The organism is uncultured Halopseudomonas sp. (genome assembly GCF_963977355.1).
Taxonomy (GTDB): Bacteria; Pseudomonadota; Gammaproteobacteria; order Pseudomonadales; family Pseudomonadaceae; genus Halopseudomonas.
Genome location: NZ_CAXBOV010000016.1, coordinates 88,842 through 102,264, shown reverse-complemented (window position 1 = coordinate 102,264; position 13,423 = coordinate 88,842). Strand labels below are relative to the sequence as shown.

Below are 13,423 nucleotides of genomic sequence, written 5' to 3'. Positions count from 1 at the left end.
AGTGATAGCGACCCATGGATCTTCGCCCAGCTGCTTCAGACCCAGAGAAACGCGGTTGCGCTCGCGGTCGAACTTCAGCACTTTGACGTCGATCTCGTCGCCAACATTGACGATCTCGGAAGGATGCTTGATACGCTTCCATGCCATGTCGGTGATGTGCAGCAGGCCATCTACGCCGCCCAGATCGACAAATGCGCCGTAATCTGTGAGGTTCTTGACGATACCTTTGACAACCTGGCCTTCCTGCAGGGTTTCCAGCAGGGCTTCGCGCTCAGCACTGTTCTCGGCTTCGAGGACGGCACGACGGGAAACGACAACGTTGTTGCGCTTCTGGTCAAGCTTGATGACCTTGAATTCCAGTTCCTTGCCTTCCAGGTGCGTGGTGTCGCGCACAGGGCGAACGTCGACCAGCGAGCCTGGCAGGAACGCGCGGATAGTGTTGACGTCGACGGTAAAGCCACCTTTGACCTTGCCGTTGATAACACCCTTGACGATTTCTTCTGCGGCGAAAGCTGCTTCGAGGACTTTCCAGGATTCAGCACGCTTGGCCTTCTCACGGGAAAGTTTGGTCTCACCGAAACCGTCTTCAACGGCTTCCAGTGCAACGTGAACCTCATCACCCACTTTGATCGTCAGCTCGCCCTGATCATTCAGGAACTGCTCACGGGGGATGACACCTTCAGACTTCAGACCAGCGTGAACTGTGACCCAATCGGAGTCGATGTCCACGATGATACCGGTGATGATGGAACCCGGCTGCATGTCGAGGGATACTAGACTTTCTTCAAAAAGTTCGGCAAAGCTTTCGCTCATTTGGAATCCTGTAAATGGTTATAAAGGCAGCAACCGCCTGGCCGCTTGTATCGCGCGCCCTGCAGCAAACGTACCCGCCACATCACCAGCTGATGTGGGTTGATTATTAAATGCCCGTTGCCGGCCAGGCTGGTTTTCCGGCAGCGGATGCCCTGATCAGCCCTGCAGGTTGCGTTTGCGCGCTTCCGACAGAACTTCTTCAAGTACTTCTTCAATCGACAAGCTGGTCGAATCAAGCACGATAGCGTCATCAGCAGGACGCAAGGGCGCCACGCTGCGATTCATATCGCGCTCATCCCGTGCCAAAATCTCATCGAGAAGACTCGCCAGATTAGCATCTTCGCCTTTTTCGAGCAACTGCTTGTGGCGGCGGTCAGCCCGGATGTGGGGGCTGGCAGTAAGAAAAATCTTCAGGTCCGCGTCGGCAAAGACAACTGTACCCATGTCACGACCATCGGCCACCAGACCAGGCAATTCACGAAATGCCTGCTGTCGCTGCAGCAGCGCTTCGCGTACAACCGGTATTGCAGCGACCTGCGAAGCACCCGTCCCCATGGTTTCGGTACGGATCGCCCGGGTGACCTCCTCGCCCTCCAGAATGATGCGCTGCTCACGGCTGCCGCTATCAGCCAGAAACTGCACGTCCAGATGGGCGGCCAGCGTCTTCAGCGATTCCTCATTGGTCAGATCCACACCGTGATTCTGTGCAGCGAACGCCAGCAACCGATATAAAGCGCCGGAATCCAGGAGATTCCAGCCCAGTTTCGCAGCAACCAGGCCCGCGATTGTGCCTTTGCCGGAGCCGCCGGGTCCATCGATGGTAATGACCGGGATAGCTTGATCTGTCACACGCTTTCCTCCAACCGGACCATGATGCCGACCGAACTGGCCAGCGTCACAAAGCCCGGGAATGATGTCGCCACATTGGCGCAATCGGTGATGTGAATATCGTGCTTGGCGCGCAGCGAGGCGACACTGAACGACATCGCAATGCGGTGATCGCCATGACTGTCAACCGTCCCACCCTGCATCTGCCCCCCATCAATCACAATGCCGTCGTGGGTTGGCTCGGCCTTGATACCCAGAGTTTGCAGGCCGTCGGCCATGACCTGGATACGATCCGACTCTTTCACCCGCAACTCCTCTGCCCCCCGCAGGATAGTCCGCCCCTCGGCGCAGGCAGCCGCAATGAACAGTACCGGGAACTCATCAATAGCCAATGGCACTTGATCTACAGGAATGTCGATACCCTTGAGCTGAGCTGAGCGGATCCGGATATCAGCCACAGGCTCGCCACCTACTTCACGCTCGTTTTCCAGCGTGATATCACCACCCATTTCGCGAAGGATATTGATCACCCCGATTCGAGTAGGATTAATACCGACATGCTGGAGCAGCAGATTGGAGCCCTCGGCAATGCTCGCGGCAACCATGAAAAAAGCCGCAGAGGAAATATCCGCCGGCACATCGATCTTGCATGCCGTCAGCTTGTAACCCGGCTCGATGGTTGCGGTGGCGCCATCGACTGCTACCGGATAACCAAACCCCTTGAGCATGCGTTCGGTATGATCGCGGGTCGGCGCAGGCTCGGTAACCGATGTGCGACCTGTTGCGTACAGTCCAGCCAGTAGCAGACAGGATTTCACCTGGGCGCTTGCCATAGGCATGCTGTAATCCATGCCAACCAGGCGGCTATCGCCCTGAATATGCAGCGGCGGACGTCCGTCTTCACCGGTCTCGATGCGCGCACCCATCTCCCGCAAGGGCTTGGCAACCCGACCCATTGGGCGCTTGGACAGGGAGATATCCCCAGTCAGAACCGTGTCGAACTGCTGGCCGGCAAGCAGCCCGGACAGTAACCGCATTGAGGTCCCGGAGTTACCCACGTAGAGCGGGCCGGGCGGAGCCTGCAATCCCTGCAGCCCCACGCCATTGATAGTCACCCGACCATGGTGCGGGCCTTCTATGACCACTCCCATATCACGGAAGGCCTGCAGGGTAGCCAGGCTGTCTTCACCCTCAAGAAAGCCCTCCACTTCGGTAACACCCTCGGCAAGCGAACCGAGCATGATCGAACGGTGAGAGATGGATTTGTCACCTGGTACGCGGATCGTGCCCTGCACGCATCCACCGGGACTGGCAATAAAGTTCACGACTTGAGTCTGCATAGGTTCCACATAGGCCCTGCGGGCCAGAATATTGCTGAAATGTTCTCGAGCCGATTTGGCCCGGGTAAAGACGCCCAACAGTGCTGTTGCGTCTCCTTCCTCTATTGCCGTGCGCAGGCGCGTCAGATCGCGTGTAAAGGCATCGAGGCTTCGCAGCACGGCATCCTGATTGGCAAGAAAGATATCTCGCCACATGGTCGGATCGCTTGCAGCGATCCGGGTAAAGTCGCGAAAGCCCCCCGCGGCATAGCGGAAAATCTCGAGATTTTCGCTGCGCGACGCCAACGTATCGACCAACGAAAACGCCAACAGGTGAGGCAAGTGACTGGTGGCGGCCAACACTTCATCGTGATCGGCCAGCGCCATATGTTCTACATCCGCACCCAACGCGTGCCAAAGCCCACTTACCTGCTCCAGGGCTGTTAAATCAGTTTGCTCCAGGGGCGTCAGAATCACTTTATGATGTTGAAACAGCTCCGCATTGGCCGCTTCTACTCCACTGCGCTCGGAGCCAGCAATAGGGTGGCCGGGCACGAAATTGGCGGGCACTGCTCCGAATGCCTTGGCCACCGCAGCCACTACCGCACCCTTGGTACTGCCGACGTCAGTAATGACTGCTCGCCCGAGGTCCATCGCGGCCAACTCATCAAGCACTTTTCCCATGGCCAGAATGGGCACCGCCAACATAATCAGGTCGGCTCCGGTCACGGCCCCTTTCAGGTCCACGGAAACACTGTCGACAACGCCCATTGGTACTGCCAGATTGCGCGCCAACGGGTCTGCGTCATAACCGACCACTTCGCCACACAGACCCGACTGACGCATTCCCTTGGCAAAGGACCCACCGATCAGACCCAGGCCCACCACTGCCAGACGCCCGAGCTTGCCTGCGGTATATGACCGTTGTTCAGGATCACCCATTCAGAAGGACCTGCTTCAACACATCGAGAAACCGCTGATTTTCGTCAGGCAGGCCGATGGAAACGCGCAAGTGCTGAGGCATGCCGTAGTTGGCTACCGGGCGCACAATCACACCCTGGCGTAAAAGCCCCTGGAAAATCGGCGCAGCCTCACGGCCCAGATCAACCGCAATAAAGTTGCCCCGCGAAGGAATCCAATCCAGTTTCAGCGCAGCAAAACCGGCTTCCAGCTGGGCCATGCCCTCACGATTGATACGACGACTCTCGGCCAGATAAGCATCATCTGCCAGCGTCGCCAAAGCCGCAGCCTGGGCCAGAGTGTTGACATTGAAAGGCTGACGCACTCGATTCATTGCATCAGCTATCGCCGGCTGGCAGATACCGTAACCCACGCGCAACGCGGCCAGACCATAGGCTTTGGAGAATGTGCGCGACACCAGCAGATTCGGATACTGCTGGAGATAATCCAGACCGTTGGGAACATCTGTCGTTTCGACGTACTCGGTATAGGCTTCGTCGAGCACCACAATGACCTGTTCCGGCACCCGCTCCAGAAAGCGCTCAAGTTCGCCTTTTTCGATCCATGTGCCAGTGGGGTTGTTCGGATTGGCGACGAATACCAGACGGGTTTTCGGGGTTATAGCCGATGCCATTGCGTCCAGATCATGACCCCAGCTCTTCGCCGGCACGACAACTGCTTGCGCACCTACAGCCTGAGTGACAATCGGGTACACGGCAAATGCGTGCTCACTGAAAACCACCTCATGCTGAGGTCCCACGAAGGCACGGGTGATTAACTCGAGGATATCGTTGGAGCCATTGCCCAGGGTGATCATTGCAGGAGTAACACCCAGGCGCTGCGAGAGTGCCTGTTTGAGCGCAAAGCCGTTGCCGTCGGGATACCGGGTCATCTCTGGCAGTGCACTTTGAATGGCCGTAATCGCCATGGGGCTAGGCCCCAGCGGATTCTCGTTGCTGGCCAGTTTAACGATGGCATCCGCCCGCAGCCCGAACTCACGGGCCAGCTCTTCTACCGGTTTACCGGGAACATAGGGGGACAGCTTTTGCACGCCTGGCTGAGCCAGGGCAAGAAAATCGCAGGTCATTAAACGCTCCGCTGAGCTGAAAGCTGAAAGCTGGAAACACAATGAAGACCGGACGGCTAAAGACTTCCAGCTTCGCGCTTCCAGCAGCTCTTGTCCTTTAAAGTACCGCCTTGGGATACGACCCCAGCACCTTGAGCGCCACGGATTCGTCATTAATCTTCTCGAGCGCGTCCCGTATCAGAGGGTCGTGCTGGTGACCGAAGAAGTCGATGAAGAAAACGTAAGTCCACTTGCCGCTGCGTGAGGGACGCGTCTCGATCCGCGACAGATCGATTCCGTTATTATGGAACGGCTGCAAGAGATGGTGCAGCGCACCTGGCTTGTTGCGCATGGAGACAATGACCGAGGTCTTGTCGTCACCAGTAGGTGGCACCATCTGGCTGCCGATGATCAGGAAACGGGTGGAATTGTCCGGCCGATCCTCGATCTTTTCGGCAATCTTGCTCAACCCGTAAAGCTCGCAGGCCATGTCACCGGCAATCGCGGCGGAGTTCCACTCGCCCTTCACCCGCTTGGCTGCCTCAGCATTACTGGCAACCGCAACCCGCTCGACGTTCGGGTAATGCGCGTCCAGCCATTTGCGGCACTGCGCAAGGGACTGGGCATGGGAATACACGCGGGAGATCTTGTCGGTCTTGGTATTCTCACCGATCAGCAGGTGATGGTGGATACGGAGCTCCACCTCGCCACAGATGACCATATCGTGCTCAAGAAAACTGTCCAGCGTGTGGTTGATCGCACCTTCCGTGGAGTTTTCCACAGGCACCACGCCGAACTGCACAGCACCAGCCGCGACTTCCCTGAAGATTTCGTCAATTGCCGCCATCGGTACGCTGATTACCGAATGACCAAAATGCTTGATCGCGGCCGCCTGGGTAAAGGTACCCTCCGGTCCCAGATAAGCCACCTTGAGGGGCTGCTCCAACGCCAGGCAGGCAGACATGATCTCACGGAACAGCCGAGCCATCTCCTCGTTATCCAGAGGCCCCTTGTTCAGTTCCATGATGTGTTTGAGCACCCAGGCTTCACGCTCTGGACGATAGAACACCGGCTCGATGCCCGCAGGCAGCGACTTCTGTTTGACCTGAGCAACGGTTTGCGCGCACTGGGCACGCTCGCTGATCAGTTCAAGGATCTTTTCATCGAGCGAATCGATACGCTTGCGCAGCGCCTTGAGTTGGTCTTCGTCGGACATGCCAATCAACCCTGTTGCTTTTCGAACTCGGCCATATAGGCCACCAGCGCATCGACCGCCTGCTGGGAAACGGCGTTATATATCGAAGCACGCATCCCACCAACGGAACGATGACCCTTGAGATTGAGCAGGCCGCGCTCTTCAGCGCCAGCCAGAAACAGCTTGTCCAGGCGGTCATCTGCCAGGCGAAAAGGCACGTTCATCCACGAGCGATCCGCCGGATTGATGGGGTTGCTGTAAAGCTCGCTGGAATCGATGGCCTGATACAGGGTCTGCTGCTTGACCTTGTTGATCTGCTCCATCGCTTCCAGACCGCCCTGCTCCTTGAGCCATTTGAAGATCAGGCCAGCCAGATACCAGCCGAAGGTCGGCGGGGTGTTGTACATTGACCCGTTCTTCGCCGCCACCGTGTAATCGAGCATGGTCGGACAGCTGGAACGCGCCTCGCCCAGCATATCCTCACGCACAATGACCACGACCAGCCCGCTGGGGCCAATGTTTTTCTGGGCACCTGCGTAGATCATGCCGAACTTCGACACATCAAGGGGCCGCGACAGAATTGTCGAGGACATATCAGCTATCAGCGGCTTGTCACCCACCTGCGGAATCCAGCCAAACTCCAGCCCGCCAATTGTCTCATTGGGCGTGTAGTGCACATAAGATGCGGAATCGGACAGCTGCCAGTCGTTTTGTCCGGGTATTGCGAAGTAGTCGTGCTTCTTCGCACTCGCGGCGACATTGACGTGACCATAACGGGAGGCTTCTTCGATAGCCTTGGCCGACCAAATACCCGTATCGATATAGTCCGCGCTGCCCCCTTCGGACATGAAGTTCAGCGGAATCTGGGCGAACTGCTGGCTGGCACCACCCTGCAGGAACAAAACCCGGTAATTCGACGGTATGCTCAGCAGGTCGCGCAGATCCTGCTCGGCCGTTTCGGCAACGCTGGTGAACTCCTCGCTGCGATGGCTCATTTCCATTACGGAAAGACCCTTGCCCTGCCAGTCAAGCAGTTCGGCCTGCGCCTTTAGCAGCACCGCTTCAGGCAGCGCGGCCGGGCCGGCGCAGAAATTGAACAGTCGGTTGCTCACGTCAGCATTACTCCTGATCATCATCCATTGCTTCAATATCATCGACCGGACCGATTGGCTCGCCTTCGCTGACAATCGCACCATCGATACTGCCCGCAGCATGCAGAATGTCTTCCTCTGATTCAGAAGGCTCCTGAATACGCTCCAGACCCACCAGCTTCTCATCACTCGCGACCTTGATCAGGGTCACACCCTGAGTGTTACGCGACAGACTGGAAACCTCAGCAACTCGAGTGCGCACCAGCGTACCCTGGTCGGAAATCAACATGATCTCCTCGCCATCGACAACCTGGACGGCGCCGACCAACGGGCCGTTGCGCTCGTTGCTGACCATCGCGATAACACCCTGGCCACCGCGCTTGTACTGCGGGAATTCCTCTACAGCAGTGCGTTTGCCATAGCCACGGGCAGACGCAGTCAGAATCTGCGAGCCTTCCTCGACGATAATCATCGAGATCAATTTCTGATCCCCCGCCAACCGCATACCACGCACGCCGCGGGCTGTACGGCCCATGGCACGCACATCGGTTTCCTTGAAGCGGGTTACCTTGCCGCCATCGGAGAACAACATGACTTCCCGCTCCCCATCGGTGATAGCCGCAGAAATCAGCTTGTCACCCTCATCCAGATCCAGTGCAATCAGGCCCACGCTACGCTGGCGACTGAACTGCTCCAATGGGGTCTTCTTGACTGTACCGTTGGCGGTGGCCATGAAGATGAACCAGCCCTCGGTATATTCATCAACCGGCAACATGGCACTGATGAACTCACCTTCGTCCAGCGGCAGCAAGTTGACCAGCGGCCGACCACGCGCGGTACGTGACGCTTCAGGAATCTCGTAGGTCTTGAGCCAGTAAACCTTGCCCTTGCTGGAGAACAGCAACAGGGTAGTGTGACTGTGGGCGACCAGCAGGTGAGACACGTAGTCCTCATCCTTGACGCCTGTCGCTGCCTTGCCACGGCCACCACGGCGCTGGGCCTGGTAGTCAGCCAGCGGCTGGCTCTTGGCGTAACCACCATGGGAGATGGTGACCACACGCTCTTCTTCGGTAATCAGGTCGGCAAGAGAGAGATCCAGACGCGAAGCCAGAATCTCGGTACGCCGCTCATCGCCAAAATTGGTACGAATCAGCTCGAGCTCCTCGACGATCACTTCCATCAAGCGCTCCTGGCTGTTGAGGATGCGCAGCAGCTCGCCAATCTGGGTCAGGATTTCCTGATATTCATCCAGCAGCTTCTCGTGCTCAAGGCCAGTCAGGCGGTGCAGGCGCAGATCAAGAATCGCCTGGGCCTGGTCGGGAGACAGGTAATACTTTCCATCGCGCAGACCAAACTGCTCATCCAACCCATCCGGACGGCAGGCATCGGCACCGGCACGTTCGACCATCTCGATTACCGCACCTGGCTCCCAGGGGTTGGCGATCAGTCGCTCCTTCGCCTCACCTGACGTAGCGGAAGCCTTGATCAGCGCAATGACCGGATCAATATTGGTCAGTGCGACGGCCTGGCCTTCGAGAATGTGCCCGCGCTCGCGCGCCTTGCGCAGCTCATAGACGGTCCTGCGGGTTACCACTTCCCGGCGGTGCCTTATAAAGGCATCAAGCAGTTCTTTCAGGTTCAGAATGCGTGGCTGACCATCCAGCAAACCGACGATATTGATGCCGAACACATTCTGCATCTGGGTCTGGCTGTAGAGATTGTTGAGTACAACCTCAGCGACATCGCCCCGGCGAATCTCGATCACCACGCGCATGCCATCCTTGTCGGACTCGTCACGCAGCTCGGTGATACCTTCGATCTTCTTTTCCTTGACCAGCTCGGCAATTTTCTCGATCAATCGCGCCTTGTTCAACTGGTAGGGCAGCTCATGGATGATGATCTGCTGGCGACCGCCGACTTTGTCGATATCCTCGATGGTGCAGCGGGCACGCACATATATACGCCCACGACCAGTGTTGTAGGCCTCAACGATGCCGGCACGGCCGTTGATGATGGCTGCAGTCGGAAAATCGGGCCCCGGGATATATTCCATCAGCTCATCGATGGTCATGTCCGGGTTTTCGATCAGCGCCAGGCAACCATTGATCACTTCGGTCAGGTTGTGCGGCGGAATATTGGTTGCCATGCCCACGGCGATACCGCTGGAACCATTGACCAGCAGGTTTGGCACCTTGGTCGGCAGTACAGCGGGGATCTGTTCGGTACCGTCGTAGTTGGGTACCCAGTCGACGGTTTCCTTGTCCAGGTCAGCCAGCAACTCATGGGCCAACTTGGTCATGCGGATTTCGGTATACCGCATCGCTGCCGCATTATCGCCATCGACCGACCCGAAGTTACCCTGGCCGTCTACCAGCAAATAGCGCAGCGAGAAAGGCTGGGCCATACGTACGATGGTGTCGTATACCGCGGAATCGCCGTGCGGGTGATACTTACCGATGACGTCACCGACCACACGGGCCGATTTCTTGTAGGGCTTGTTCCAGTCATTCTTCAGCTCGCTCATGGCGAACAGCACGCGGCGGTGGACAGGCTTGAGGCCGTCACGCACATCCGGCAATGCCCGACCGACGATCACGCTCATGGCGTAATCAAGGTAGGACTGTTTCAGCTCATCTTCGATATTGACTGGAAGGATTTCTTTGGCCAGTTCACCCATGAAACGGCATTCCTTTTATTGTCGGCAACGTGACGATGCCCATAGCAATTGTTCAGCGCATTTGAAAGCCCCGGAGAGCCGCTGAAAGGCTTTTGTTACAGCGATTCAGCAACCAAGCCCGGCGGGCCGATTAAAGCCCGATAGAATACCACAGGGCGGGCTGCGGAGGGAGCCGAAAGACTTCCCCCAGGGACTCTCTCACGCTCAGACGCTACGAATCCCGACAGAAAGGCTAGTGCAGATGTCTGTGGCTCATCAGATCAGCCAGTTTTTTGGCATCTGGTCGTTCGACAATGCCCTTTTCGGTCACAATGACATCGATCAGGTCGGCGGGCGTAACGTCGAATACTGGATTGAAGGCCGGAATACCTGCATCCACGCTCTGATCGCCCAGAACAAATACCTCTTCAGCTGGGCGCTCCTCGATAACTACCTCATCAGCGTTTTCGAGTGCCATGTCGATACTGGAACTGGGCGCCACAACCATGAAGCGCAGGCCGTGATGCATCGCCAGAATGGACAGCGCATAGGTGCCAATCTTGTTGATCACGTCGCCATTGGCGGCAATACGGTCTGCGCCGACAATGACCCAGGTGATGTCGCGTGTCTTCATCAGATGTCCGGCGGCTGCATCCACGTGAACGCAGGCCTTGATACCCTCGCGCTGCAACTCCCAGGCAGTCAGACGCGAGCCCTGCAGCCAGGGCCGGGTTTCATCGACAAAGACCGTATCCACTAGACCTGCGGCCTGGGCAGCCCGTATAACTCCCAGGGCAGTACCGTAGCCACCGGTGGCCAGCGCACCGGTATTGCAGTGGGTCAGAATGTTCTGAGCAGTCTTGTGATGCTTGCGGATCAGCTGCATACCCAGCTTACCCATGGTCAGGTTGGCCTCCAGATCGCTCTGATGGATCGAACGGGCAGCCTCCAGAAGGCGCGCAGGCACGTCGGCGTCCGGCGCCAGGCGCTGAAGTCGATCACGCATCATTTTCAGCGCCCAGGACAGATTCACTGCGGTGGGTCGGGCGGCACCGAGTAACTCAAAGGCGTTATTGAGTGCCGCCGGCCAGTCATCGCTGCTGCCGATAACTCTAGCCTGAAGCGCTACACCGTAGGCGCCGGCGATGCCGATAGCCGGGGCCCCGCGCACCAGCATGTCACGAATGGCAGTCGCCACCTGGGCAGCGTCTGTGCAGTCGATGTATTCTTCGCGGCCTGGCAGCAGACGCTGGTCCAGCAACCTCAGGGCGTTTTCGTGCCAGGTCAGCGCGCTGAAAGTGTCGGCAACCTCTGTGTTAACGGCTCGCTGCATGAATAACTCCCAAAACACCATTATACCCGTGGCCGCCACCCGCTGACGAACATGGAAATGAAAAGCCGCTGCACGGCTGATCCGGCAAACGTTATACTGGCCCACATGATCCAAGACGAACTCCCAATGACGCCACTACCCGACCGAATCGACCTGCTGATTCTGCCCAGCTGGATCGTGCCTGTAGTACCCAATGGCACGGTACTGTCAGAGCATGCCCTGGCTGTCCACGAGGGCCGCATCGTCGGCATAATTACCCGCGCGCAGGCCGCTAATGTGCAGGCGACCGTGCGCCGCGAACTGCCTGGCCATGTCCTCATACCAGGGCTGATCAACGCCCATGGCCATGCCGCAATGAGTCTTTTTCGGGGTCTGGCGGACGATCTTCCCTTGATGACCTGGCTGCAGGAACATATCTGGCCGGCCGAGGCGCGCTGGGTCAACGAGGACTTCGTCCGTCTGGGAACCCGCCTGGCCATTGCCGAGATGCTACGTGGCGGTACAACCTGTTTTGCCGACATGTACTTTCACCCTGAGATCGCCGCCGAGGCGGTAATCGACTCGGGTATGCGTGCACAGCTGGCCTTTCCAGTGATCGACAATCCGATTCCAGGTGCACGGGACAGTGCCGAAGCAACTTCCAAGGGCTTGAGGCTTCGCGACGAGCTGAAGCACAACACATTGCTGAGTATTGCTTTCGGCCCCCACTCCCCCTACACCGTGGGCGATGCCACGCTGGCTAACGTGCGGATGCTCGCCGACGAACTGGAAATGCCGGTGCACATGCACGTTCACGAAACAGCAGGGGAAGTATCCGACGCCCTTGCGCAGGGCGGCGAACGACCATTACAACGACTCAAGACACTGGGCCTGCTGAATCCGCGCCTTCAGGCGGTACACATGACCCAGATCAACGATCAAGATCTTGAGCTGCTGGTCAGTCATGGCGTTTCAGTGATCCACTGCCCGGAGTCGAACATGAAGCTGGCGAGCGGCATCTGCCCGGTGCAACGGCTGCTTGATGCCGGCGTGAATGTTGCCTTGGGCACTGATGGCGCAGCCAGCAACAACGATCTGGACATGTTTGGCGAAATGCGTACAGCCTCGCTGCTGGCCAAAAGCAGCACTGGCTCGTCAACCGCGTTAAATGCCCACCAGGCTCTGCATATGGCGACCATGGGCGGGGCATTGGCAATGGGTATCGGCGAAGATACCGGTTCACTGGAAGTGGGCAAGTCGGCTGACATCACTGCCGTTGATCTCTCCGCTCTGGTGCACCAGCCGGTCTACCATCCTGTTTCGCAACTGCTCTACACCTGCAACGCCAGCCATGTATCCCACGTGTGGGTGGCCGGCCGTGAGAAGGTCAACGCGGGCCAGCTCATACTCCCGGATCAGGACGGACTGCTCGCCGCAGTCAACCAGTGGTCACAACAGATTCTTAAGAGGGACGAAGATCATGCTTAACGTCGATCGCGCCGAAATTGCCAAGTTCGAGGCCCTGGCCAGCCGCTGGTGGGACCGCAATAGCGAGTTCAAGCCGCTGCACCAGATCAATCCGCTGCGCACTAACTGGATTGAACAGAAAGTCGGCCTGGCCGGCATGGAAGTGCTTGATGTGGGCTGCGGCGGAGGCATCCTGGCTGAAGCCATGGCCCTGCGTGGAGCCAAGGTGACCGGTATAGACATGGGCGAAGCACCCCTTGCGGTTGCCCGGTTGCACCAACTGGAATCAGGCGTGGAAGTGGACTACCAGCAGACAACTGCCGAGCAAATGGCTGAAGAGCATGCGGGGCGTTTTGACATCGTAACCTGCCTGGAGATGCTCGAACATGTGCCGGACCCCAGTTCGGTCATTCGTGCCTGCGCCACCCTGGTCAAGCCAGGCGGCCACGTGTTTTTCTCCACAATCAACCGCAACCCCAAATCCTTTGTGTTTGCCATTGTGGGAGCTGAATACATTCTCAAGCTACTGCCGCGCGGCACCCATGAATTTGCCAAGTTCATCAAGCCCGCCGAACTCGGTGGCTGGTCCCGCGAGGCCGGACTGGACATGCAGGACATTATCGGCCTGACCTACAATCCACTGACGAAGGTCTACAAGCTCGAGCAAAATGTAGACGTGAACTACATGGTCCATACACAACGGGGCCTTTGATAGC

10 protein-coding genes are annotated in these 13,423 nt (G+C 57.8%); 2 read left to right on the top strand and 8 right to left on the bottom strand.

Features of this window, described 5'->3' with window-relative positions:
- From AAC076_RS10775 to mtnA, 8 genes are all read right to left on the bottom strand, one after another.
- Nucleotides 1-813: S1 RNA-binding domain-containing protein (locus AAC076_RS10775; protein WP_339845412.1), on the bottom strand; the 813-nt coding region annotated here is incomplete at its 3' end.
- Between the two features lie 156 nt (nt 814-969).
- Nucleotides 970-1,662, bottom strand: a complete 693-nt coding sequence (cmk, locus tag AAC076_RS10770; RefSeq protein WP_339845410.1) for a (d)CMP kinase — start codon at nt 1,660-1,662, stop codon at nt 970-972.
- Nucleotides 1,659-3,902 carry a bifunctional prephenate dehydrogenase/3-phosphoshikimate 1-carboxyvinyltransferase gene (locus tag AAC076_RS10765; protein WP_339845408.1) on the bottom strand — a complete coding sequence of 748 codons (2,244 nt, stop codon included), beginning with the start codon at nt 3,900-3,902 and terminating at the stop codon, nt 1,659-1,661. The genes cmk and AAC076_RS10765 overlap by 4 nt, the downstream gene beginning before the upstream one ends.
- The gene (hisC, locus tag AAC076_RS10760) at nt 3,895-5,007 is read right to left on the bottom strand and encodes a histidinol-phosphate transaminase (RefSeq protein ID WP_339845405.1); all 1,113 of its coding nucleotides are present in this window, start codon (nt 5,005-5,007) and stop codon (nt 3,895-3,897) included. The genes AAC076_RS10765 and hisC overlap by 8 nt, the downstream gene beginning before the upstream one ends.
- 97 nt (nt 5,008-5,104) lie before the next feature.
- On the bottom strand, nt 5,105-6,202 hold the full coding sequence (gene pheA / locus AAC076_RS10755) for a prephenate dehydratase (RefSeq protein ID WP_339845403.1): 1,098 nt from the start codon (nt 6,200-6,202) through the stop codon (nt 5,105-5,107).
- Between the two features lie 5 nt (nt 6,203-6,207).
- On the bottom strand, nt 6,208-7,293 hold the full coding sequence (gene serC, locus AAC076_RS10750; protein WP_339845401.1) for a 3-phosphoserine/phosphohydroxythreonine transaminase: 1,086 nt from the start codon (nt 7,291-7,293) through the stop codon (nt 6,208-6,210).
- Between the two features lie 7 nt (nt 7,294-7,300).
- A complete protein-coding gene (gene gyrA / locus AAC076_RS10745) occupies nt 7,301-9,949 on the bottom strand; it encodes a DNA gyrase subunit A (RefSeq protein ID WP_339845399.1) in 2,649 nt (882 codons plus the stop codon).
- A 232-nt stretch (nt 9,950-10,181) separates the two neighbouring features.
- Nucleotides 10,182-11,261 (bottom strand): S-methyl-5-thioribose-1-phosphate isomerase, encoded by a 1,080-nt coding sequence (gene mtnA / locus AAC076_RS10740; RefSeq protein ID WP_339845396.1) that lies wholly within the window; start codon nt 11,259-11,261, stop codon nt 10,182-10,184.
- A 126-nt stretch (nt 11,262-11,387) separates the two neighbouring features.
- Here mtnA and AAC076_RS10735 point away from each other — a divergent pair, with 126 nt between their 5' ends.
- Together AAC076_RS10735 and ubiG are read left to right on the top strand one after the other, a co-directional pair.
- Nucleotides 11,388-12,728 carry a TRZ/ATZ family hydrolase gene (locus AAC076_RS10735; RefSeq protein ID WP_339845393.1) on the top strand — a complete coding sequence of 447 codons (1,341 nt, stop codon included), beginning with the start codon at nt 11,388-11,390 and terminating at the stop codon, nt 12,726-12,728.
- Nucleotides 12,721-13,419 carry a bifunctional 2-polyprenyl-6-hydroxyphenol methylase/3-demethylubiquinol 3-O-methyltransferase UbiG gene (ubiG, locus tag AAC076_RS10730; RefSeq protein WP_339845390.1) on the top strand — a complete coding sequence of 233 codons (699 nt, stop codon included), beginning with the start codon at nt 12,721-12,723 and terminating at the stop codon, nt 13,417-13,419. The genes AAC076_RS10735 and ubiG overlap by 8 nt, the downstream gene beginning before the upstream one ends.
- Nucleotides 13,420-13,423 lie beyond the last annotated feature (4 nt).